Annotated in this window: 21 protein-coding genes; 13 read left to right on the top strand and 8 right to left on the bottom strand. The window is 65.8% G+C overall.

Going from position 1 to position 21156, the window contains the following annotated elements; genetic code table 11:
* The first annotated feature begins 159 nt into the window (after positions 1-159).
* From AABA51_RS06510 to AABA51_RS06495, 4 genes are all read left to right on the top strand, one after another.
* Positions 160-1149 carry a TAXI family TRAP transporter solute-binding subunit gene (locus AABA51_RS06510; protein ID WP_338275633.1) on the top strand — a complete coding sequence of 330 codons (990 nt, stop codon included), beginning with the start codon at positions 160-162 and terminating at the stop codon, positions 1147-1149.
* Positions 1150-1333: 184 nt separating this feature from the next.
* Complete coding sequence (locus AABA51_RS06505; RefSeq protein WP_338275630.1) at positions 1334-3883, top strand: TRAP transporter permease; 2550 nt, start codon at positions 1334-1336, stop codon at positions 3881-3883.
* Between the two features lie 163 nt (positions 3884-4046).
* Positions 4047-5213: a cytochrome P450 gene (locus tag AABA51_RS06500; protein WP_338276466.1), complete on the top strand. Its 1167-nt coding sequence runs from the start codon at positions 4047-4049 to the stop codon at positions 5211-5213.
* A 26-nt stretch (positions 5214-5239) separates the two neighbouring features.
* Positions 5240-5698 (top strand): hypothetical protein, encoded by a 459-nt coding sequence (locus tag AABA51_RS06495; protein ID WP_338275627.1) that lies wholly within the window; start codon positions 5240-5242, stop codon positions 5696-5698.
* Positions 5699-5703: 5 nt separating this feature from the next.
* Here AABA51_RS06495 and AABA51_RS06490 read toward each other — a convergent pair whose 3' ends face one another.
* The 5 genes from AABA51_RS06490 to dusB form a co-directional block, all read right to left on the bottom strand.
* Complete coding sequence (locus tag AABA51_RS06490) at positions 5704-7107, bottom strand: sigma-54-dependent transcriptional regulator (protein WP_338275624.1); 1404 nt, start codon at positions 7105-7107, stop codon at positions 5704-5706.
* Complete coding sequence (locus tag AABA51_RS06485; RefSeq protein WP_425328835.1) at positions 7104-9353, bottom strand: sensor histidine kinase NtrY-like; 2250 nt, start codon at positions 9351-9353, stop codon at positions 7104-7106. The genes AABA51_RS06490 and AABA51_RS06485 overlap by 4 nt, the downstream gene beginning before the upstream one ends.
* 69 nt (positions 9354-9422) lie before the next feature.
* Positions 9423-10808, bottom strand: coding sequence for a response regulator (locus AABA51_RS06480; RefSeq protein WP_338275622.1), 1386 nt, complete (start codon positions 10806-10808; stop codon positions 9423-9425).
* Positions 10809-10811: 3 nt separating this feature from the next.
* The gene (locus tag AABA51_RS06475; protein WP_338275620.1) at positions 10812-11894 is read right to left on the bottom strand and encodes a two-component system sensor histidine kinase NtrB; all 1083 of its coding nucleotides are present in this window, start codon (positions 11892-11894) and stop codon (positions 10812-10814) included.
* The gene (dusB, locus tag AABA51_RS06470) at positions 11891-12856 is read right to left on the bottom strand and encodes a tRNA dihydrouridine synthase DusB (RefSeq protein WP_338276463.1); all 966 of its coding nucleotides are present in this window, start codon (positions 12854-12856) and stop codon (positions 11891-11893) included. Before dusB ends, AABA51_RS06475 begins: the two co-directional genes overlap by 4 nt.
* Before the next feature lie 202 nt (positions 12857-13058).
* Between dusB and AABA51_RS06465 the strand changes: the two genes are divergently transcribed.
* The 5 genes from AABA51_RS06465 (at position 13059) to AABA51_RS06445 (ending at position 16315) form a co-directional block, all read left to right on the top strand.
* The gene (locus tag AABA51_RS06465) at positions 13059-14222 is read left to right on the top strand and encodes a bifunctional 2-C-methyl-D-erythritol 4-phosphate cytidylyltransferase/2-C-methyl-D-erythritol 2,4-cyclodiphosphate synthase (protein WP_338275617.1); all 1164 of its coding nucleotides are present in this window, start codon (positions 13059-13061) and stop codon (positions 14220-14222) included.
* Positions 14219-14713: a phosphatidylglycerophosphatase A family protein gene (locus tag AABA51_RS06460; protein ID WP_338275614.1), complete on the top strand. Its 495-nt coding sequence runs from the start codon at positions 14219-14221 to the stop codon at positions 14711-14713. Before AABA51_RS06465 ends, AABA51_RS06460 begins: the two co-directional genes overlap by 4 nt.
* A complete protein-coding gene (locus tag AABA51_RS06455; protein WP_338275611.1) occupies positions 14710-15189 on the top strand; it encodes a CinA family protein in 480 nt (159 codons plus the stop codon). Before AABA51_RS06460 ends, AABA51_RS06455 begins: the two co-directional genes overlap by 4 nt.
* Positions 15190-15270: 81 nt before the next feature.
* Entirely contained in the window at positions 15271-15717 is a 447-nt protein-coding gene (locus tag AABA51_RS06450) for a hypothetical protein (RefSeq protein ID WP_338275608.1), read from the top strand.
* Positions 15718-15775: 58 nt separating this feature from the next.
* Entirely contained in the window at positions 15776-16315 is a 540-nt protein-coding gene (locus tag AABA51_RS06445; protein WP_338275604.1) for a TetR/AcrR family transcriptional regulator, read from the top strand.
* Here AABA51_RS06445 and AABA51_RS06440 read toward each other — a convergent pair.
* Together AABA51_RS06440 and AABA51_RS06435 are read right to left on the bottom strand one after the other, a co-directional pair.
* A complete protein-coding gene (locus AABA51_RS06440; RefSeq protein ID WP_338275601.1) occupies positions 16300-16707 on the bottom strand; it encodes a DUF6314 family protein in 408 nt (135 codons plus the stop codon). The genes AABA51_RS06445 and AABA51_RS06440 overlap by 16 nt on opposite strands.
* Positions 16704-17069 carry a hypothetical protein gene (locus tag AABA51_RS06435; protein ID WP_338275600.1) on the bottom strand — a complete coding sequence of 122 codons (366 nt, stop codon included), beginning with the start codon at positions 17067-17069 and terminating at the stop codon, positions 16704-16706. The genes AABA51_RS06440 and AABA51_RS06435 overlap by 4 nt, the downstream gene beginning before the upstream one ends.
* 65 nt (positions 17070-17134) lie before the next feature.
* Here AABA51_RS06435 and purB point away from each other — a divergent pair, with 65 nt between their 5' ends.
* The 4 genes from purB (at position 17135) to AABA51_RS06415 (ending at position 20630) form a co-directional block, all read left to right on the top strand.
* Positions 17135-18442, top strand: a complete 1308-nt coding sequence (purB, locus tag AABA51_RS06430; protein ID WP_338275597.1) for an adenylosuccinate lyase — start codon at positions 17135-17137, stop codon at positions 18440-18442.
* A gap of 147 nt (positions 18443-18589) precedes the next feature.
* Entirely contained in the window at positions 18590-18757 is a 168-nt protein-coding gene (locus tag AABA51_RS06425) for a carbohydrate-binding module family 14 protein (protein ID WP_338275594.1), read from the top strand.
* 148 nt (positions 18758-18905) lie between these two features.
* Positions 18906-19460: a tetratricopeptide repeat protein gene (locus AABA51_RS06420; protein ID WP_338275592.1), complete on the top strand. Its 555-nt coding sequence runs from the start codon at positions 18906-18908 to the stop codon at positions 19458-19460.
* Positions 19461-19568: 108 nt separating this feature from the next.
* Complete coding sequence (locus AABA51_RS06415) at positions 19569-20630, top strand: FliG C-terminal domain-containing protein (protein ID WP_338275589.1); 1062 nt, start codon at positions 19569-19571, stop codon at positions 20628-20630.
* 27 nt (positions 20631-20657) lie between these two features.
* Here the strand turns inward: AABA51_RS06415 and AABA51_RS06410 are convergent, their stop codons facing one another.
* Positions 20658-21134: a type II toxin-antitoxin system RatA family toxin gene (locus AABA51_RS06410; RefSeq protein ID WP_338275585.1), complete on the bottom strand. Its 477-nt coding sequence runs from the start codon at positions 21132-21134 to the stop codon at positions 20658-20660.
* Positions 21135-21156 lie beyond the last annotated feature (22 nt).

The following is a 21156-nucleotide window of genomic DNA, read 5'->3' as shown; positions in this document are numbered from 1 at the left end:
CCCCATGGGTCGGATCGCACCCATCCCCCCGGCAAAACCCCGCGAATTCCTGCAATCCCGCCATGCAGGGCTTGCATGACGCCGCCATGCGCCCCACAACCCGCCGCCAAGCGGCCCGGAGGGAGCCGGGCGCTTTCATCGTCAATCAGGGAGAGTGACATGACCTTCACCCGTATCGCAGTCCTCGCGGCCACCACCGCGCTGACCGCCACCGCCGTCTTCGCTCAGGAAGACCGCACCGGCTGGCCCGAAAGCTTCACCGTCGGCACCGCCTCGCAGGGCGGCACCTTCTTCGTCTACGGCTCCGGCTGGGCGAACCTCGTGGCCGACGAGCTCGGCATCTCCGGCGGCGGCGAAGTCACCGGCGGCCCGATGCAGAATATGGCGCTCGTCCACACCGGCGAAGTGCAGTTCGGCCTGACCACCATGGGTCCTGCCGCCGAATCCTATGCCGGCACCAACCCGATCGCACCCGGCCTGCAGATGACCAATGCCTGCGCGATGTTCCCGATGTACCAGACGCCCTTCAGCGTCACCGCGCTGTCCTCCTCGGGCATCGAGACCATCGCCGACATCCCGGCGGGCGCGCGCATCGGCTTCGGCCCGGCGGGCTCCACCTCCGACACCTATTTCCCGCTGATGCTCGAAGCGCTCGGCGTGGAATTCGAGCGTCGCAACGGCGGCTGGGATGACCTCGGCGGCCAGCTTCAGGACGGCCTGCTCGACGTCATCGCCTTCGCGGCCGGCGTTCCGATCCCCGCCGTCTCGCAGCTCGAGGTGCAGACCGACATCAACATCATCGAGTTCACCGAAGCAGAGCAGGCCCAGATCATCGAAGCCTTCCCCGTTTCGGGCTTCCAGATCGCGGACAGCACCTACACCACGCTCGAAGCGCCCGCGCGCTCGGTCGCGATGTGGAACTTCGCAATCGCCAACTGCGACCTGCCCGAAAGCTTCGTCTATGCCGTGACGGACATCATCATGTCCGACAACGAGCGCATGATGGGCATCCACTCCTCGGCACGTGAAACCCTGCCCGAGCATTGGGACAAGAACACCGCGCTGATGTGGCACCCCGGTGCGGCGCGCTGGTTCACCGAAAACGCCGGTGCAACCATCCCCGCCGACCGTATCCACGGCTCGATGTAAGACCCTTGGCGGGGTGCGGGCCTGTCCCGCACCCCGTTTCCAGACCATGGCGCGCGCCCGACAGGGCGCAGGCCACAAGGGGCCGACAGGCCCGACAAAAACCGAACAAACCCGATAAGACAGGCCCAAAGGGCCGTCAGTGCCGTGAGGCCCCAAGCGGGCCATCCGTGGGGGACACCGTAAAATGACCGATCAGACCAGCCAGACCGACCAGGTCCTTGCCGAAGGCGTCGACGAGGAACCGGTAGAAAGCTACCGCCGCCTGTTCACGGGCCGCGCCTACATGCTCATCGCCGCGATCGCCTTTCTCTATGCCGCCTTCCACATGGCCGCCCTCAACGGGCTTTCGGTCAGCGGGCTGATCGCCTCGCCCTGGTCGGTGCAAGCCACCATCGCCGAACGCGCCACCCAGGAAGGGTTCGAGGATCTGCGCGCAGCCCTCGGCCCCGCGGGCGAGGAATTCTCCGGCAATTCCATGCGCCGCCTGATGGCGCTGGCAGGCGAGGTTGCCCAAACCGCCGACAATGCCGAGGAAATCACGGCGCTCATGGCCGACATCGAGATCGCGCAGGACGAGGCATCCGAACTGCGCCGCACCGCGCGCGATATCCAATCCGTCTGGGCCGACCGGTTCTTTTTCCTTCCCACCCTCCCGATGGAGCCGTGGAATTTCCGCATGATCCACATCGCGGGCGCGCTCGTTCTGGGCTTCCTGCTCTTTGCCTCCCACAGCTTCCCGGCCAATGCGCCGCCCGCCCGCGACACGAAACTCGTGACCTATGTCGCAGCCGCGCTCGCCCTTCCCGCGCTTGTCGCCGCCGTCACGACGCTGGGCATCATCCAGTATCTGGGCACCGATCAGGTCATGGAAATGGGCGGCCGCGTGCTCTGGATGTCCATGCCCGAAATCCCCGAGAATTTCTCGGCCTATGATTGGGTCTATGCGCGCGAAATCTGGTGGTTCGGCGTGCCGCTCCTGATCGCGACCTTCGGGGCCATCGTCACCGGCTGGTTCGAACGCCGCGACCGCGCCGCCTTCACCGCCTCCGACATCGTGCTGGGCTTTTGCGCGGTGATCGTCGCGCTCTACCTCATCCCGATCTACGGGACGGCGGCGCGCAACGCGGTCGGCACGCCCCAGGTTCCCATCGGCGTGGCCTTTGCCGCGACCGCAGGCACCGCGCTCATCCTCGAACTGACGCGCCGCGTCGCGGGTATGGCGCTTGTCGTCATCGCGGGCATCTTCCTTGTCTACACCTTCACCGCCCATATGCTGCCCTCGATCCTGCGGGTCGAAACCCCCTACACGTGGCAGCGCTTCTTCGGCACCGTCTATTCCGACGTGGGCATCCTTGGGACCACCACCTCGGTCTCCTCGACCTACATCATCCTCTTCATCATCTTCGCGGCCTTCCTTCAGGCGTCGAAAGTGGGCGATTATTTCGTCAACTTCGCCTTCGCCGCTGCCGGTCGCGCGCGCGGCGGCCCAGCCAAGGTGGCGATCTTCGCCTCCGGTCTGATGGGCATGATCAACGGCACCTCGGCGGGCAACGTCGTGGCGACCGGCTCGCTCACCATCCCCTTGATGAAAAAGGTCGGCTACAAGCCCAAGACCGCCGGCGCGATCGAGGCCGCGGCCTCGACCGGTGGGCAGATCATGCCGCCGATCATGGGGGCCGGCGCCTTCATCATGGCCGAGGTGACGGGCATTCCCTACACGGAAATCGCCGCCGCCGCGATCATCCCCGCGATCCTCTACTTCGCCTCGATCTACTTCATGGTCGATTTCGAAGCGGCCAAGCTCGGCATGCGCGGGATGCGCGAGGATGAATTGCCCAAGTTCAACAAGATGATCCGGCAGGTCTATCTCTTCATCCCGATCATCATCCTGATCGCCGCGCTCTTCATGGGCTATTCGGTGATCCGCGCGGGCACGCTCGCCACGGTGGCCGCCGCCATGGTCAGCTGGCTCACCCCCTACCGCATGGGCACGCGGGCCATCGTCAAGGCTTTCGAGCTGGCGGGGATCATGTCGATCCAGATCATCGCGGTCTGTGCGGCGGCGGGCATCATCGTCGGCGTCATCAGCCTTACGGGCGTCGGCGCGCGTTTCTCGAACCTGCTTCTCGACCTCGCAGGCGTCAGCCAGCTCCTCGCGCTCTTCTTCGCGATGTGCATCGCCATCCTGCTCGGGATGGGCATGCCCACCACGGCGGCCTATGCGGTCGCGGCGGCGGTCGTGGCACCGGGCCTCGTGAACCTCGGCATCCCGCTTCTGACGGCGCATTTCTTCGTCTTCTACTTCGCCGTCGTCTCGGCCATCACGCCCCCCGTGGCGCTGGCCAGCTATGCCGCGGCGGGGATCTCGGGGGCGAATGCGATGGAAACCTCGGTCGCGTCGTTCAAGATCGGGATCACCGCCTTCATCGTGCCCTTCATGTTCTTCTACAACGCCGCCCTCCTGATGGACGGCACCTGGTTCGAGGTCATCCGCGCAGGCCTGACCGCCACCGTCGGTGTCTTCCTTCTGTCCGCAGGCGTGCAGGGCTGGTTCATGGGCGGACCCTCGGCCTGGTTCCTGCGCGTGGGCCTGATCATCGCCGCCCTCTTCATGATCGAAGGCGGGCTGGTGACCGATCTGGCAGGTGTGGGCATCGCGGGGGGCGTCTACCTGATCCAGCGCATCTTCCACCCCCGCCCCGGTGCCACCATCCCGGTGCGCGGCGCGGATTGAGAAGATATCCCTAACGACACGGGGGCGCGTTCATCCTTTCGCAGGATGTGCGCGCCCCCATTAACCTTTCGGCAAGAAACGTCCCGAAATCTTTACCCTTGGGAAAGGTTTCTTGCCCTCCAATCCGATGGAACGGCGCCCCGAAACCTGCGACAAAGCCGTCATGCAGCGCCTCGACCAATCCCCCACCGAACCGGGCTTCGTCCAGAACCCCTATCCGTTCTACAGCCGCGCCCGCGCCGCAGGACCGCTCGTGTTCTGGGCCGAGTATGACATGCCGATGGCCACCACCCATGGTGCTGTCAACACGATCCTCCGCGATCGCCGCTTTGGCCGCGAAACCATTGTTCCGATTGAATTTCCCGAACATTCCGCGCCCTTCTACGCGGTCGAACAGCATTCCATGCTGGAACTGGAACCGCCCCGCCACACGCGGTTGCGCGGCCTTGTCCTGCGCGCCTTCACCTCGCGCCGCATCCAGTCGCTCGCACCCGAAATCGCGGCGCTTGCCCATGATCTGGCGCGCAAAATCCCCGACGGCGACACCGATCTGCTGGACGCCTATTGCCGCCCGATCCCCGTCATCATCATCGCCCGCCTTCTGGGCGTGCCCGAGGAAATGGCACAAGATCTTGTGGGGTGGTCCAGCGCCATGGTCCAGATGTACCAGGCCCGCCGCACCAAGGCCGAGGAACTGGCCGCCGCCAAAGCCGCCTCCGACTTCGCCGATTTCCTGCGCGCCTATGTCGAAAAACGCCGCTCCGACCCGCGCGACGATCTCATCACCGCGCTTATCGCCGCCGAGGAGGAGGGCGAGAAACTCACCACCGACGAGCTGATCACGACCTGTATCCTGCTCCTGAACGCCGGTCACGAGGCGACCGTGCACACCATGGGCAACGGCATAAAACTGTTGCTCGATAACGGGTTACACCCCGCCACGCAGGTCGATCTCCTGGTCGAGGAAATCCTGCGCCACGACCCGCCGCTCCATCTGTTCACCCGCACCGCCTACGAGGATGTCACGCTGTTCGGCCATACCTTCCGCCGTGGCGATCAGGTCGGGCTTCTCCTTGCCTCCGCCGGACGCGACGAAACCGTTTATTCGCAAGCGGATCACTTCATCCCCGACCGACAAGACGGTCCCGCGAACCTCGCTTTCGGGGCCGGCTTGCATTTCTGCGTCGGCGCGCCCCTTGCCCGGTTGGAGCTGCAGATCGCGCTGCCGATCCTCTTCGAACATTGTCCGAACCTGCGCCTGACCGAGCCGCCGAAATACGGGAATATCTATCATTTTCATGGACTTGAACGGTTGATGACCCGCCGCTGACGACTGCTTTGACAAGGGACCGAACCATGCGCCGCCTGATCCTCGCCTCCCTCGCCGCAAGCCTGCTTTCGGCCTGCGTGACCGAAACCGTCTACCATGCCGCAGGCGTCACCCTCGCCACCCGCGACGCCGATATCGCGGGCTGCGAGCGCCACGCCCTGTCCCGCTTTCCGGTCCAGACCCAGATCCGCTACACGCCCCGCGTCTATGTCCCGCCCCGGCAGGTCTGCAACAGCGCGGGCAGCTGCACCATCCGCCCCGGCTATTTCGACGGTGGCGATCCCTATACCGTTGATCTCAATGAAAACTTCCGCCGCACGGCCTTTGCCGGCTGCATGGGCGCGCGCGGCTATACCGAGGTCGGCCTGCCCCGCTGCGAGGAGGGAGAGGCCATCGTGCTCAGCACGACCATGCCGCCCCTCACCGGCGGAACCTGCCTCTACCGCCCCGCGCCCGGTCCTGCGTTGATCGTGAACCCGGCCTGAGCGGCTTAGTCCTCGTCATCCTCCATCTGCGCCACACGCCCGCCCGCCTTGCCGCTGGTCACCACACCCAGCGATTTGAGCTTGCGGTGGAGCGCGCTGCGCTCCATCCCGACAAAGCTCGCGGTGCGGCTGATGTTGCCGCCGAACCGGTTGATCTGCGCCATAAGGTATTGACGTTCAAACAATTCCCGCGCCTCGCGCAGGGGCAGCGTGGTCAGTGTCGGGGACAGCGCAGCGCCCGCGTCATCGCCCGAGGCTTCGGCCTGCCCCGGCAGATCGCGCGCCTCGATCGGGCCGGTGCCATCGCCCAGGATCAGCACCCGTTCGATCACGTTCCTGAGCTGCCGCACATTCCCCGGCCAGCGCATGGTCTGCAGCATCGCCACCGCATCCTCGCCCAATTCACGCAGCGGCAAACCCTGTTCGCGGTTGAATTCATTGATGAAATGCCGCGCCAGCTCGGGGATGTCGTCGCGCCTGTCCTCAAGGCTCGGGACCTCGATCGGCACCACGTTCAGCCGGTGATAGAGTTCCTCGCGGAACCGCCCTTCGGCGATGAGCGCCATCAGGTCGCGCGAGGTCGAGGAGATGACCCGCAGATCCACCCGCACCTTGGCCGTGCCGCCGACGCGGGTAAAGCTCTGGTCCACCAGCACGCGCAGGATCTTGGATTGGGTCCCGGGGGGCATGTCCGCCACCTCGTCGAAATAGACGACGCCGCCATGTCCCTGTTCCAAAAGCCCTTGTTCCACACCGCGTTCCGGGCTTTCGCGCCCGAACAGCACCTCTTCCATGTGATCGGGCTGAATGGCCGCCGAACTGACCGTCACGAAAGGTGCGCCCGAACGGTTGGAATGGGCGTGGATGTAGCGTGCGGCCACTTCCTTGCCCGCGCCGGGACCGCCGGTCAGCATGACGCGGCCATTGGATTTGGTGACCTTGTCGAGCTGCCCCTTGAGCACGCGGAAGGCCGCGCCATTGCCCACCATCTCGGCCGATTTCACATCCTGCCGCCGCAGGCTCGCATTCTCGCGGCGCAGGCGCGAGGTTTCCATCGCCCGTCGGATCACCACCAGCAACTGGTCGATATTGAAGGGTTTTTCGATGAAATCATAGGCGCCCTGCTTGATCGCGGCGACCGCGATCTCGATGTTGCCATGGCCCGAGATGATCACGACCGGCACATCGGGATTGTCGCGCTTCACATGGCCCAGGATGTCGATCCCGTCCATGTTGCTGTCCTTGAGCCAGATATCGAGGATCATCAGACCTGGCTGGGCCTTGTTCAATTCGGCCATGCATTCATCCGACGATCCGGCCATGCGCGTGGCATAGCCTTCGTCCTGCAAGATGTCGCAGATCAATTCACGGATATCGCGTTCGTCATCGACGACCAGAATGTCGCTCATGCTGTCTCTCCGTTGGGCAAGATCGGCAGGGTAATGCGCGCCATGGCACCTGGATGGGCGCCCGCCTCGAAGGGCTCCGCATCCAGCAAGTCCAGCGTCCCGCCGTGTTCCTCGATAATCTTCTTGACGATGGGCAGGCCCAGCCCCGTCCCCTTGTCGCGCGTGGTGACATAGGGCTCGAACAGCTTGGCGCGGTCGGCCGGCAGGCCGATGCCATTGTCGCAAATGGTGATGGTGGCGATGGTGCCGCTTGTGCTGAGCGCCCCGCGCAACTGTGGGCGATGCCCCTCGGGCGCGCCCTTTTCCTGCAGGGATTCAATGGCTTCGCCGCCATTCTTCAACAGGTTGGTAAAGGCCTGCCCGATCATCGTGGCATCAAGCTCGGCCATGACCGGCCCCTCGGGGATGTCAAAGCCAAAGGCCACACCGGGCTGCCCTGCCTTTTGCAAGGTGATCGCCTCGCGGAAGAGTTTCGCCAGATCCTCGATCCGCGTTTCGGGCTCGGGCATGCGGGCGAATTTGGAAAACTCGTCGACGATGCGGCGCAGATCGTTGGTCTGGCGCACGATGATGCCGGTCAGTTCCGCAAGCTTGTCCTGTTCCTCGCCCTCGAGCGCGCGGGAAAAGCGGCGGTTGATCCGTTCGGCGGACAGCTGGATCGGGGTCAGCGGGTTCTTGATCTCATGCGCGATGCGGCGGGCCACGTCGCCCCAAGCGGCCATGCGTTGCGCACTGACCAGTTGCGTCACGTCGTCGAAGGCGACCACATAGCCTTCGAGCGTGCCTTCGGTCGTGCGGCGCACGGCCATGCGCACCAGCAGGCTTTCTTGTTTGCCGCCCCGTGTCAGCTTGATCTCCTCTTGCACGGATTCGGCGGTGGATTTCTGCAAGCGCTCGAAAAGATTGGCAAATTCGGGGATGGCGGCAGAAAGGCTCAGGCCGTTGTCGCGCGCATCGACCAGCTGCAGCAGCCGGATCGCCGAGCGGTTCATGAAATCGACGCGGCCCGCCTCGTTCAGGCCGATCACCCCCGCCGTGACCGACGAGAGCACGCTGTCAAACAGCCGCCTGCGCGCCTCGGTCGCGTCATTCTGTTCCAGAAGCGTGTCGCGCTGTCCCTTCAACTGCCGGGTCATCTGGTTGAACAGCCGACCCAGCATCGCGATTTCGTCATCGCCCGCCTCTTCGGCAACGCGCACCGACAGATCGCCCTGCCCCACGCGCTGCGCAGCCCCCGCAAGCTGGCCCACGGGCCGCGACAGGCGTTCGGCGAACCACAGGCCCAACCAGATCGCCGCCAGAACCATGATGATGGCAAAGCCCAGATAGAGCAGGCCGAATTCGAACAGGACACGGCCCCTGTCGGCCTCGAGCTGGCGATAAAGCTGCACGGTCTGCTGGGTTTCATCCAGAAGCGACAGGATCGCGCCATCCACCTCGCGGCTGACGTAGAGATAGCGGTCGGGAAAGGCCGAAAGCCGCAAGAGCGCGCGAAACTCGTTCTGGGCGCGATCCTCGATCAGGACCAATTCGCCCTCGGCGGCGCTCGCCAGATCCATGTCCAGCGGGCGGTCGTAATCGAAAAGATAGCTCGATTCCCCCCGCGCCCGGATCTCGCCCGCGCCATCGATGACAAAGGCCTCCTCCAGCCCGCGCTGGATGCGGCTTTGGCCCTGGCTGAGCAATTGGCGCAGATCGCCATCCGACAACAGCACCGTGGCGCGGCGGTTGAGGTTCAGGAAATTCGCCAGCGCCCGCGTATCCGTCTCCAGGTCGTTGCGGTGTTCCTCGCTATAGGCGACGGCTGCATCCACCGAATTGCCAAGCGCGCGCGACACGCGATCGGAAAACCAGCCCTCGAGGCCCATGTTGACGGTGATGGTGGCGAAAACGGCGACAAGGATGGTGGGCACGAGCGCCACAAGGGTAAAGACCCCCGTCAGCCGCAGGTGCAGACGCGACCCCGCCGATTGCGCCCGCCGCGAGGCGACGATGCGCGCCACCTCCCGCAGGACAAGGGCCGCGACGACAAGGATATAGACGAGATCCGCCAACAGGATCAGCCGCAGCCCCGGCGCATCGGCCATGTCGGAGAGGGGACCGAGAACCAGAAAAGTCAGAAGCGCCAGAACAGGCCCGAGCAGCACGAGGCCAAAGGTGGCCACGCTGCGCACCGACGGATCATCCTTGAACCGCCAGAAACGGTCCAGCAGTCCGCCTGCCTGCCTGTCCGCGGGTTCGTCCACGGGCTGCTCCCCCAAGGTGGCGCGGCCCGGGTTTCCCTGTCGCCCTTCGGCCACGCGACTGTTGCGGGTTTACATCAACTTGCGGCGGCGTGTCACGCGGATATCCAGATCGGTGATCTTTTTTCTCAAGGTATTGCGGTTGATGCCAAGAAGATCGGCACATTTTGCCTGATTGCCGCCGGTGGCATCCAGCGCGATCTCGATCAGCGGTGTCTCCACTTCGCGCAGGATGCGGTTGTAGAGCCCCGCGGGCGGCAACACCCCGCCATGCAGATCGAAATAGCGCCGCAGGTGTTTGGCGACCGAAGCCGACAGCTTGTCGCCCGATCCGCCCCCCATCAGCGGTTCGATGGCGGGCTGGTTGCCCAGCACCATTTCCACCTCGGCCTTGGTGATTTCCTCGGATTGCCCGGTCACCGTCAGGCGCTTGATGGTGTTTTCCAGCTGGCGCACGTTTCCGGGCCAGGAATAGGCGCGGATCAGGTCCATCGCCTCGGTCGAAAAGCGGCGCAGCGGCAGGCCGTCGCGTTCCCCCCGCGCCAGGAAATGGGCCGACAGAAGCGGGATGTCATCGACCCTTTCGCGCAAGGAGGGCACGTTCAGCGTCACGCCGCCCAGACGGTAGAACAGGTCCTGACGGAACTGCCCCGCCTCCATCCGTTCCATCAGGTCGCGCTGGGATGTGGCCATGACGCGCGGGGCGCTGTCGCCAAAGGCGTCGAGCATCCGCACGATGCGCGCCTGCGCCTCTTCGTCCAGATCGCCCACTTCGTCGAACAGGATCGATCCCCCCCGCGCGCGGGACACAAGAGCCGAGGGGCCGTCCATCCCCTCCATGTCGGCGGCGGTCGCCACGACAAAGGGCAGCGTGCGACGATCCGAAAAATCGTGGATGGCCCGCGCGATCAGCGATTTGCCCGTCCCGCTTTCGCCCGTCACCAAAACCGGCAGATCGGTGTTCATGACCCGCGCGACAAGCCGGTAGAGCGCCTGCATCGCGGGCGTGCGGCCCACCAGCGGCAGATCCTCCTGCTGGGCGGGAATGGCTGCGGGTGTATCCGCCGTGGGCGTGCGCGGGGGTTGCACGCGGCGTTTCTGGTCCAGCGCACGTGCGGCGCGTTTCATCAGATCGGGCAGGTCAAAGGGTTTGGGCAGGTAATCATAGGCGTCTTTTTCGGTCGCCTGGATCGCCGTCATGATCGTGTTCTGCGCCGAGATGATGATGACCGGCAGGCCGGGCCGTTTCTCGGTGATCTGGGGCAGCGTCTCCAACCCGTTGCCATCGGGCATGATGACATCGGAAATCACCAGGTCGCCCTTGCCCTCTTCGACCCAGCGCATCAGCGTCATCAGGCTCGAGGTCGCATGCACCTTGCACCCCGCACGCGTCAGCGCCTGGGTCAGAACGGTGCGGATCGTGCGGTCGTCGTCGGCGACAAGAACGGTGCCGTCCATGTGTCAGGTCTCTCCGGTTGTCTGGGCGTCTTTCGGCGCTATGGGTAGCGAAACGCGGAACACGGTGCGCCCCGGCACACTGTCGACCGCGATCCAGCCGTCATGGTCGGCCACGATCTTGCTCACGAGCGCGAGGCCAAGGCCCGTGCCATTCTCGCGCCCCGAAACGAAGGGTTCGAACAGATCCTCGGCGATATCGGGGCGGATACCGGGGCCGTCGTCGATCACTTCGATCTGGAGCGGCACGACGCCGCCGGTTCCGTCACGGCGCCGCACCTTTAGCGAGGTCTCGTAGAAGCTGCGCAGCCGGATGGTGCCGCCCGCGCGCCCGGCCTCGGCGGCGTTCTTGAGCAGGTTCAGGAACACCTGCTGCAACTGGTCGGGATCGGCCCATGTGGGCGGCAGGGAGGGGTCGTAATCATCCTCGATCGTCATATGGGCGGCAAAACCGATGGCCGCGGATTTGCGGGCACGGTCAAGGATGTCGTGGATATTGACGGCGCGCCGGTCGGGCGGGCGGACATTGCCGAATTCCTCGACCTGGCCCAAGAGCTTGAGGATGCGGCGCGTCTCTTCGACGATCAGGTCGGTCAGTTCCCGATCCTCTCCGCTCGCGTTCATCGAAATGAGCTGGGCAGCCCCGGTGATCCCCGCAAGCGGGTTCTTGATCTCGTGGGCCAGCATCTCGGCCATGCCGATGGCCGATTTCGCCGCCGATTTCGACGACATCGCACGGTCCATCCGGCCTGCAAGCTCGCGGCTTTCGAGCAGCACAAGCACATGGTCGGGCTTGTCGGCCAAGGGCGCGATCTGCACGTCGCAGGACACGGGCTTGCGGCTGCCGGTGCCCACGTCGACGGCATTGACGAAGAGGGGCGCGCTGGCGCTGCGGACGCGGGCGAACGCCTCTTCCAGGGGCGCATCGACAAAGATCTTGTCCCAGACCGGGCTCCCGTCCAGCGCCTTGCGCGAGGCGTTGAGGAACAATTCACCGGCGGGGTTCACATCGCGGATACGATCCTCGGCGTCGCAGATCAGCGCCGGAATGGGGAGCGAGGCCCAAAGACTTGTCGTCACCTGCGTCATGCCGCCACCCGTCTCTGCCGGGGTTCCAGCGCATCGGGCAGATGGGCGATCACCTGCGCCGGATCATGGGCTGTCAGGACAAGCCGGCGCAGATCGGCGGGCGTTTCCGCCACATCCATGTACCAGCCCAGATGCTTGCGCGCGACGCGCAGGCCCAGATCGCGCCCGTAAAAGGACAGCATCGCCTCGTAATGTCCGGCCACCAGCGCGACCAGCGCAGGGCCTTGCGGCACATCGGGGGGGGCCGTGCCACAGATATCCGCCGCGATCCGGGCCAAGGCCCATGGCCGCCCCTGCGCGCCCCGCCCCACCATGACGCCATCGGCCCCCGACAGGCGCAAGGCGCGCGCCGCCGACGCGGTATCGGTGATGTCGCCATTGGCGATGACGGGAATGGTCACGGCCTCTTTCACCGCGCGGATCGCGGCCCAATCGGCCTGTCCTTTGTAGAACTGGCAGCGCGTGCGGCCATGGATCGTGACCATGCGCACCCCCGCCCCCTCGGCCCGCCGCGCCAGATCGGCGGCATTCAGGCAGGCATCGTCCCACCCGAGCCGGGTCTTGAGCGTCACGGGCACAGTGACCGCGCCCACCACCGCCTCGATCAGGCGCAGGGCATGATCGGGATCGCGCATCAGCGCCGAACCGGAATAGCCGTTGGTCACCTTCTTGGCGGGGCAGCCCATGTTGATGTCGATGATGCGCGCGCCCTGCGCTTCGGCGATGCGGGCGGCTTCGGCCATCCAATGCGCCTCTCGGCCCGCGATCTGCACGGCGGTGCGGGCGGCATCATAGCCCAGTTCGGCGCGGGCCCGGACCGAGGCCTTGGCCTCCACCATCTCCTGGCTTGCGACCATTTCGGACACCACAAGCCCCGCGCCGAAGGAGGCGACGAGATCGCGAAAGGGCCTGTCGGTGATCCCCGCCATCGGCGCCAGAAGCACCGGGGGCGAGAGCGGCATATCTGCCAGTGAAACAGTCAAGTGCCTATTCCTTGTGCGCACGCCCTGCCGGGATAGGTCGGAGCGCGGGGGAGTTCAAAAGAAAGCAACAGGACGCCCGGGCCCCTCGGGGGTGGCGCTCAAAAATCGGGCGTCATGCGCATTATTTAAGCAAACATCTTGCCCCGTTGTGCGGCGCGCGTCCAGCGCCTATCACCGCGACATGACGCAAGACCCCGCTTCCGACCACCCCCGCATCGCCGCGCTGATCGTCGCGGCAGGCCGCGGTCTGCGCGCGGGCGGTGGGCTTGCCAAGCAATGGCGCAACCTTGCGGGCAAGACGGTCGCGCAATGGACGGTCGATGCCTTCGACCGGCATCCCGCAATCCGACGGATCGTTCTTGTCACCGCCGATGACGCCCCGCCCGAGCTTTTGCCGCAGGCAGGAGCAACGCCCATGACCCGTGTCACCGGGGGGGCGACGCGGGGGGCCTCGGTCATGGCGGGCCTCAGCGCGCTCGACGGTCTGGCCGATCTGGTGCTGATCCATGACGTGGCCCGCCCCGGCGTTCCGCCCAAGGTGATCGATGCCGTCATCGCGGCCCTTGCCGATCATCCGGGCGCTGCCCCTGCCCTTGCCGTGACCGATGCGCTGTGGCGCGGCGCGGGATTGGTCGAGGGGACGGTCGCGCGGGACGGGCTTTGGCGGGCGCAGACGCCGCAGGGCTTTCACCTTCCCGCGATCCTTGCCGCCCATGCGGCTTTCGTGGGTGATCCCGCCGATGACGTGGAGGTCGCGCGGGCCGCAGGGCTCGACGTGGCCATCGTGCCAGGGCACGAAGACAATCTCAAGATCACGACACCGGGCGATTTCGACCGCGCGGCCCGCATCCTCGAAAGGACAGACATGGATATCCGCACCGGCAACGGCTTTGACGTGCATCGTTTCGGCCCCGGCGATCACGTGATGCTGTGCGGCGTGGCCGTGCCGCATGATCGCGGCCTGCAGGGCCATTCGGATGCCGATGTGGGTCTGCACACCCTGACCGATGCGATCTATGGCGCCTTGGCCGAGGGCGATATCGGCACGCATTTCCCACCCAGCGACCCGCAATGGAAGGGCGCACAAAGCCATATCTTCCTGAGCCATGCCGTCGACCGGGCCGCCGCGCGCGGATTTGCCATCACCCATGCCGATGTGACGCTGATCTGCGAAAAACCCAAGATCGGGCCGCAGGCCGCCGCCATGCGCGCGCGTCTGGCCGAATTGCTGCGGATCGAGGTGGATCGCATCTCGGTCAAGGCGACGACGACCGAAAAGCTGGGCTTCACCGGTCGGGAAGAGGGGATCGCGGCGCTGGCCACCGTGACGCTGGTGAAGGCATGATCCGCGCGATCTGCACCCTTGGACCCATCGGCCATTTGCGCCCCGGCCCCGGCACATGGGGCAGTGCGGCGGCGGTCGTGCTGGCATGGGCCCTGCACGTTCTGGGCGGGTTCTGGCTGTTGCTGGCCGCGACTGTTGCCGTGACCGCGCTTGGCTGGTGGGCCGTGGGTGTTGCAACGCGGGACAGCGCCGACAAGGACCCCTCCGAGATCATCATCGACGAGGTGGCGGGCCAATGGATCGCGCTCTGGCCGGTCTCGCTCGGGGCGCAGATGGCGGGGGCGGAGTTCTGGGCGCTCTGGCCGGGTGTTCTGACGGCCTTCCTCGCCTTTCGCGCCTTCGACATCCTCAAACCCGGCCCGGTGGGCTGGGCCGACCGGCAGGAGGGGGCGCTTGGCGTCATGGCCGATGACCTGATCGCGGGCTGGATGGCGGCGCTGGTCGTGGCCGTTCTGGCCTTTGTCGCGCATCTGCCCCGGGTGATGGGATGACGGCGGCCGACGTGCTGGAGGCGTTGCGGCGGCGGGGCTGGAAACTTGCCACCGCCGAAAGCTGCACGGGGGGCATGATCGCCGCCGCGCTGACCGATGTGGCGGGATCGTCCGACGTGTTCGAGCGCGGCTTCGTCACCTATTCCAATGCGTCCAAGACCGATCTTCTGGGCGTGCGGCCCGAAACGCTGGCCACTCACGGCGCGGTGTCCGAGGCCGTGGCGGCAGAAATGGCATCGGGCGCGCTCGACCGCTCGCAGGCGCAGATCGCCGTTTCGGTCACCGGCATCGCCGGGCCCGGCGGATCGGAGCACAAGCCCGAGGGGCGCGTCTGTTTCGGCCTCGCCTCGGGGCGCAAGGTGCTGACCGAAACCCGCGAGTTCGGCGCCATCGGCCGGGCCGAGGTGCGGGCCGCCGCCCTGCGCCACGCCCTGACCATGGTGCTGAGCGCAACCTTCGAGACGGGCGCGCGCTGATATTCGGGGCTTTGACACGAAAGTGTCGAGCACATACCCTGCCGCCCGGCACCCCAAGGGGCCGAGACAGACAGGGTGCGGATGACCGATCTACCTGAATACTACTTTCGTATCCGCGAGAATGGCGCGGCCGTGTTCCGGGTTTGCACCGAGAACCGCCAGCGCCGCATCGAGATGGAGGAGATCGCCGTCGTCAACCTGCGCAACGGCAATATCCGCCCGCATGGCGATACCATTCTTGATGCGGATCAGCTGCGCATCATCGAAAGCTGGATGGAGGAGCGCCGCGCCGTGCTGGCCGAGCGTGACCTCGACGACATCCATCGCGCGATCGATCACCTGAACCTGACAACGCATTGGGCGCAGACCCGCGCCTCGGACGCCGCGCTGGAAGAGGTCACGGACCGGCTCCTCCTGGCGATGCATGACCTGCGGTCGGTGCTGGTGCGCAAGAAGGCCGACAGGCTCATGGCGGGCACGCCCGCGCCATCGCCACAGGCGCAGCCGCAAGACGAAACCGGCACCTGACCGCCCCCAGACCCGGGGCGTGGGACAATCCCGAACACGCAAGGATCGACACGGACCCATGACAAGCCTCGACAAAGCCGATCTCCTCCTTGCCATGTCGGCCCATGTGCGGGGAACCGGTCTTGCGGGGGCAAGCCTGCGGCCACTGGCAAAGGCGGCGGGCACGTCGGACCGGATGCTGATCTATCATTTCGGGTCGAAAGCGGCATTGATGGCCGAGCTGCTCGATCATCTGGTGACCGAGATCCTGTCGGCCATGGCGGCTGCCCTGCCCCCTGCCCCCGCGCCGACCGAGGCCGCCTGCGCCGCCGAGACCGTGGCGCTCTTGCAGACGCCGACCTTTCGGCCCTACCTGCGCGTCTGGCTCGACATCCTGTCGGCGGCGGCGCGGGGCGATGCCGATCATGGCACGGCCGCGCGCCGTCTGTTGGCCGGACAGGTAGACTGGATCGCCACCCGCCTGCCCGAGGCCACGCCAAGACCCAAGCAGCGGGCCGCCGAGATGCTGACCCTCGTCCAGGGCGCGCTGGTGATGGAGGTTGGCGGCATGTCCGCCGCCGCCCAGAACGCCATAACCCGCAGCTACGCCAAGGGCTGAAACCGGCTGACGATCCGCGCATCCTTGCGCGGCCCGGTGACCCGCCAGGATTGCGTCCAATCGGGCCAGCGGGCGACATCATAAGCCACGTCATAGGTATCGGGATCACACAGATGCCGGTCGGACAGCCGATCCGACAGCCGGTGAAAGGGTCGCCCATCCTCGAAAAACACGGCCAGATCCGCGCCCTCCTGTCGCCACAGATAGACCCGGCTGGCCTGCATCGGCGGCGCATCGCCGAAGTGCAGGATGCCGGTTTCTTCCTGCCTGAGGCCATGGCCATCGGGCAACCATCGGCAGGTGCCTTCCAGCATGCCGGTCTGACTGGTGCGGAAATCCTCGATCCGGCGCGTCAGGCGCCAGCGCCCCTCAAGATCGGCAAGCGCGATCATCGCGGCACAAGCCGCCCCGTGATCGCATTCCCCAAGGCGTCCGTCATGGTTATGCCCCCTGCCCCGTCCAGCTCGACGGCATAGCATTCCCAGTCCATCGCAGGGCGCCAGCGCAGGCAGCGCGCACCCTCGACGATCTGCCATTCGCCCAGGCTGGTCGTGCCATCGGGATCCTCCAGGCTGCGCAAGACGATACGGCCGCTCGCGGCATGGCGTTCCCAGGCGACACCGTCATAGACGATGTCATGGCTCACGAGAATGGCGGCAAGGTCGCTGTCGCCTTGCGCCTGCGCCATGGCTGTCGGCGGCGCGAGCATCAGGGCGACCGCAAGCGCCCGCGTCCATTTGCGTGCTGTGCTCACCTTGTTCCTTTCCGTCCCTGCCCCTATGAGAGCGCGAACCCCGTCCAGAACGCAAGGCCCTGCCCATGATCCCCCGCTATTCCCGCCCCGAGATGGTCGCCCTTTGGGAACCCGCCACCAAGTTCCGCATCTGGTTCGAGATCGAGGCCCATGCCTGCGACGCGCAAGCAGCGCTTGGCGTGATCCCCAAGGCCAATGCAGAGGCCGTCTGGAAGGCGCAGGACGTGGAATTCGACGTGGCCCGCATCGACGAGATCGAGGCGGTGACCAAGCATGACGTGATCGCCTTTCTGACCCATCTGGCCGAGATCGTGGGCGCGGACGAGGCACGCTTTGTCCACCAGGGGATGACATCCTCGGATGTGCTCGACACGACCTTCAACATCCAGTTGATGCGCGCGGCCGATCTGCTCCTCGCTGATCTGGATCAGCTCCTCGCCGCGCTCAAGCGTCGTGCGATGGAACACAAGATGACGGTGCGCATCGGGCGCAGCCACGGCATCCATGCCGAACCCGTCACCATGGGCCTGACCTTTGCCCGGTTCTACGCCGAGATGGAGCGCAACCGGAACCGGCTGGAAAAGGCGCGTTGGGAGATTGCCACCGGCGCGATTTCGGGGGCGGTCGGCACCTTCGCCAATATCGATCCGCGGGTCGAGGAACATGTCTGCGAGAAGCTGGGCCTGCGCCCCGAGCCGATCTCGACCCAGGTGATCCCGCGTGACCGGCACGCGATGTTCTTTGCCACGCTGGGCGTCATCGCCAGCTCGATCGAGAATATCGCCATCGAGATCCGCCACATGCAGCGCACCGAAGTGCTTGAAGCGGAAGAGTTTTTCTCAAAGGGGCAAAAAGGCTCCTCGGCCATGCCGCACAAGCGCAACCCGGTCCTGACCGAGAACCTGACGGGTCTGGCGCGGATGGTGCGCGCGGCCGTTGTGCCGGCGATGGAAAACGTGGCGCTCTGGCATGAGCGTGACATCAGCCATTCCTCGGTCGAGCGGATGATCGGGCCCGATGCCACGATCACGCTGGATTTCGCGCTCGCGCGCCTGACCGGGGTGATCGACAAGCTGGTGATCTATCCCGACAACATGATCGCCAACATGAACAAGTTCCGCGGCCTCGTACATTCGCAGCGCGTGCTTCTGGCGCTGACGCAGGCAGGCGTGAGCCGCGAAGATGCCTACCGGCTGGTGCAGCGCAACGCGATGAAGGTCTGGGAAGAGGGCCGCGATTTCCGCGAGGAATTGCTGGGAGATGCGGAGGTGACGGCGGCGCTCGGCCCCGCCGAGATCGAGGAGAAATTCGATCTGGGCTACCACACCAAGCATGTCGACACGATCTTTGCCCGCGTCTTTGGCGAAAGCTGAGGGCGCGCGGCGCCGCTTTTGCCCGCGATTTCAGCAAGAAAGGCAATGATTCACGCCGTTTGGCGCAAGATCGTTGCCTTTTCGCGCCTCCGTGCTACCCTTTCATCTGCAACAGACGACCAGACCGCAGCTGAAACAGGAGACGCGATGATGCGCATCAAGACCTTTCTTGCCGCTTTCGTTCTGACCGCCCTTCCCGGCTTTGCCTATGCGGAATGTTCCTGGGGCCGGGCGCATGAGGTCACCATGAGCTGTGCGGAGGGCACGACATGGGATGCGGCCTCGCAATCTTGTGTCACCACCGCGACCAGCTGACCCACGCCGCCAGACCAGACAAGACCACGCCGCGCGTGACCACACCGGTCGCGCGCGGTTTCTCTTTTGTTGTCATGGAGATGTCATTTGATCTTCGTCCTTTATACCCCATGATTTCAACCTCGTTTTGCGGAAGTTGGGCGGTTTGATGAACAGGCGCGCGGGGATCTTTGGCTGTGTCCTGATGCTGGTTCCCGGCATCGTTCTGGGCGTTGGGCCGGAGGATGAGGGGGTGCCCGCCTCCTCCCCCACCACGACGGTCTGCCCGGAAGGGACAGTCTGGGATATCGAGGAGGCGCTCTGCCTTCCCATCGCCGAAAGCGGGCTTGTCACCGATCCCGAGGCCTTGATCGCGACGGCGCGGGAGCTGGCCCATGCCGGGCGTCATGGCGATGCGCTGGCGCTTTTGTCGCGCGCGCCGGACCCCGAGGATACGATGGTGCTGACCTATATCGGGTATTCGACGCGCAGTCTGGGATACATGTCGCGGGGGCTGGCCTTCTACGACCGGGCGCTGGCTGTCGATCCCGACAACCTGCTGGCGCGCTCCTATCTCGGGATGGCTTACCTGATCCTCGGCTCAACGGACCGTGCGCAGGGGCAATTGGCCGAGATCCGCGCGCGCGGCGGGGTCGGCAGCTGGCCCGAACGGGCGCTGGCCGAGGCCATCGCCCAAGGGGCGGTCGATGGTTTCGATTACTGAGCCAATTCTAAACAAATCCTTGTCGTTTGACCCCCTTCCATAAGCGGAACGTTAACCCCTGCCCCGCAGATTAACCCTTGGGTGAGCTTTGTCAGGGATGGGTGGGTCATGGGCCTGCAACAGGAGATTTGTGATGCCGAAACCGGCATCGGCGGCATGCGCGTGGTCGAGATGCCGCAACGGCTGGGATCGCGGCAGAAGGCTGCGGTGATCGTGCGTCTGCTGCTCAGCCAGAACGTGGCGCCGGGGCTCGACCGCCTGTCGCCCGCGATGCAGGCGGATCTGGCGCGCGCGATGGCGGGGTTGGGACCGATCAGCCGCGCCACTCTGGCCGAGGTCGTGGGCGAATTCACCGCGCGGCTGGATGGTCTGGCGCTTGCGGGGCCGAACGGGCTTGCCGGGGCGCTGGCGCTCCTGGAGCCGCATCTGTCGCCTATCGCGCGGGACGGGCTGCGCGCCGAAGCGGAAGCAGGCGATCCGACCGATCCCTGGACGCGGCTGGCGACGGCAGAGCCCGACAGGCTGCGCCCGCTGCTCTTGAGCGAAAGCGCGGAGGTGGCGGCGATCCTGTTGTCCAAGCTGGGCGCGGCCAAGGCTGCGGCGCTTTTGGCAGGCCTGCCCGAGGCGCGGGCGCAGGTCATCGCCCATGCCGTGTCGCTGACGGCGACGGTGACGCCCGTGATGGTGGAGCGGATCGGCGCGCAGCTGGCCGCGCAACTGGCGGCAGAGGCTGAACCGGCATTCCGCATCGGGCCGGTCGACCGGGTGGGCGCGATCCTGAACGCGGTCAGTGCAGCGCTCCGCGAGAGCCTGCTCGGCGGGCTGGAAGCGCGCGATGCGGGCTTCGCGGGCGAGGTGCGCAAGGCGATCTTTACCTTTCAGCACATTCCCAAGCGGGTGGAGGGAAAGGACGTGCCCCGCATCCTGCGCCGCGTCGATCCCGAGGTGGTCACGCGCGCCGTTGCAAGCGGGCTGGACGCGGCCCCGCTGGCGGTCGAATTCCTGCTCGAGAACATGTCCAAGCGGCTGGCCGAACAGATCCGCGACGAGGCTGCGACCGGCCCCAAGCCCCGCCCCGACGAGGGCGAAGCGGCCATGGCCGAGGTTGTCGCGGCGATCCGCGCACTGGAGGAGGAGGGAGAAATCCGCCTGATCCCGCCCGAGGATTAGGGCCGGCCCCGCCCGCAGCGGCAGGCGTCAGGCCGTGACGGCACCGCCGCCGGGACCATAGAGCGCCTCGGCCCGCGCCTCGAAGGCGCGCACGATGCGCTGCATCGCCTCGTGAAAGAAGAGGCCGGCGGCGCCTTGCAGGATCTTGTTGCGGAATTCGAAATCGACGGAGAAATGCACCTCGCAGCCGGTCTTGCCCTCGGGCGCGGGGGTGAAGGCCCAGGTGGAGATCATGTGCTTGAAGGGACCGTCGACATATTCGGTGTCGATCTTGCGATCCTCCTCCCACAGGGTGACGCGGCTGAGGAAGCGTTCGCGAAACATCTTGAAGCCGATCACGAGGTCGGCGAGCATCACGGCGTGATCGCCCTCGGGCGTGATGGAGCGAACGCGCGAGGCGCTGATCCACGGGATGAACTGCGGATAGCGCGCCACATCGGCCACAAGCGCATACATCTGCTCGGGGCTGTAGGGCAGCGCCCGCGTTTCGGCATGTGTCGGCATCTTTGCTTTCGTCTTTCTTCCG

The sequence above is a fragment of the Roseicyclus marinus genome (assembly GCF_036322625.1).
GTDB classification, from domain to species: Bacteria; Pseudomonadota; Alphaproteobacteria; order Rhodobacterales; family Rhodobacteraceae; genus Roseicyclus; species Roseicyclus marinus_A.
This window is presented reverse-complemented; position numbering and strand designations above follow the sequence as displayed.

Excerpts from the sequence above, each read along its gene's own strand:
- purB (WP_338275597.1), top strand. The coding sequence starts at position 17,135 with ATGATCCCCCGCTATTCCCGCCCCGAGATGGTCGCCCTTTGGGAACCC.
- AABA51_RS06425 (WP_338275594.1), top strand. The coding sequence starts at position 18,590 with ATGATGCGCATCAAGACCTTTCTTGCCGCTTTCGTTCTGACCGCCCTT.
- AABA51_RS06440 (WP_338275601.1), bottom strand. The coding sequence starts at position 16,707 with ATGATCGCGCTTGCCGATCTTGAGGGGCGCTGGCGCCTGACGCGCCGG.
- AABA51_RS06415 (WP_338275589.1), top strand. The coding sequence starts at position 19,569 with ATGGGCCTGCAACAGGAGATTTGTGATGCCGAAACCGGCATCGGCGGC.
- AABA51_RS06445 (WP_338275604.1), top strand. The coding sequence starts at position 15,776 with ATGACAAGCCTCGACAAAGCCGATCTCCTCCTTGCCATGTCGGCCCAT.
- AABA51_RS06490 (WP_338275624.1), bottom strand. The coding sequence starts at position 7,107 with ATGAGCGACATTCTGGTCGTCGATGACGAACGCGATATCCGTGAATTG.
- AABA51_RS06480 (WP_338275622.1), bottom strand. The coding sequence starts at position 10,808 with ATGGACGGCACCGTTCTTGTCGCCGACGACGACCGCACGATCCGCACC.
- AABA51_RS06495 (WP_338275627.1), top strand. The coding sequence starts at position 5,240 with ATGCGCCGCCTGATCCTCGCCTCCCTCGCCGCAAGCCTGCTTTCGGCC.
- AABA51_RS06450 (WP_338275608.1), top strand. The coding sequence starts at position 15,271 with ATGACCGATCTACCTGAATACTACTTTCGTATCCGCGAGAATGGCGCG.
- AABA51_RS06500 (WP_338276466.1), top strand. The coding sequence starts at position 4,047 with ATGCAGCGCCTCGACCAATCCCCCACCGAACCGGGCTTCGTCCAGAAC.
- AABA51_RS06455 (WP_338275611.1), top strand. The coding sequence starts at position 14,710 with ATGACGGCGGCCGACGTGCTGGAGGCGTTGCGGCGGCGGGGCTGGAAA.
- AABA51_RS06420 (WP_338275592.1), top strand. The coding sequence starts at position 18,906 with ATGAACAGGCGCGCGGGGATCTTTGGCTGTGTCCTGATGCTGGTTCCC.
- AABA51_RS06460 (WP_338275614.1), top strand. The coding sequence starts at position 14,219 with ATGATCCGCGCGATCTGCACCCTTGGACCCATCGGCCATTTGCGCCCC.
- AABA51_RS06505 (WP_338275630.1), top strand. The coding sequence starts at position 1,334 with ATGACCGATCAGACCAGCCAGACCGACCAGGTCCTTGCCGAAGGCGTC.
- AABA51_RS06475 (WP_338275620.1), bottom strand. The coding sequence starts at position 11,894 with ATGACGCAGGTGACGACAAGTCTTTGGGCCTCGCTCCCCATTCCGGCG.
- AABA51_RS06510 (WP_338275633.1), top strand. The coding sequence starts at position 160 with ATGACCTTCACCCGTATCGCAGTCCTCGCGGCCACCACCGCGCTGACC.
- AABA51_RS06410 (WP_338275585.1), bottom strand. The coding sequence starts at position 21,134 with ATGCCGACACATGCCGAAACGCGGGCGCTGCCCTACAGCCCCGAGCAG.
- AABA51_RS06465 (WP_338275617.1), top strand. The coding sequence starts at position 13,059 with ATGACGCAAGACCCCGCTTCCGACCACCCCCGCATCGCCGCGCTGATC.
- dusB (WP_338276463.1), bottom strand. The coding sequence starts at position 12,856 with ATGCCGCTCTCGCCCCCGGTGCTTCTGGCGCCGATGGCGGGGATCACC.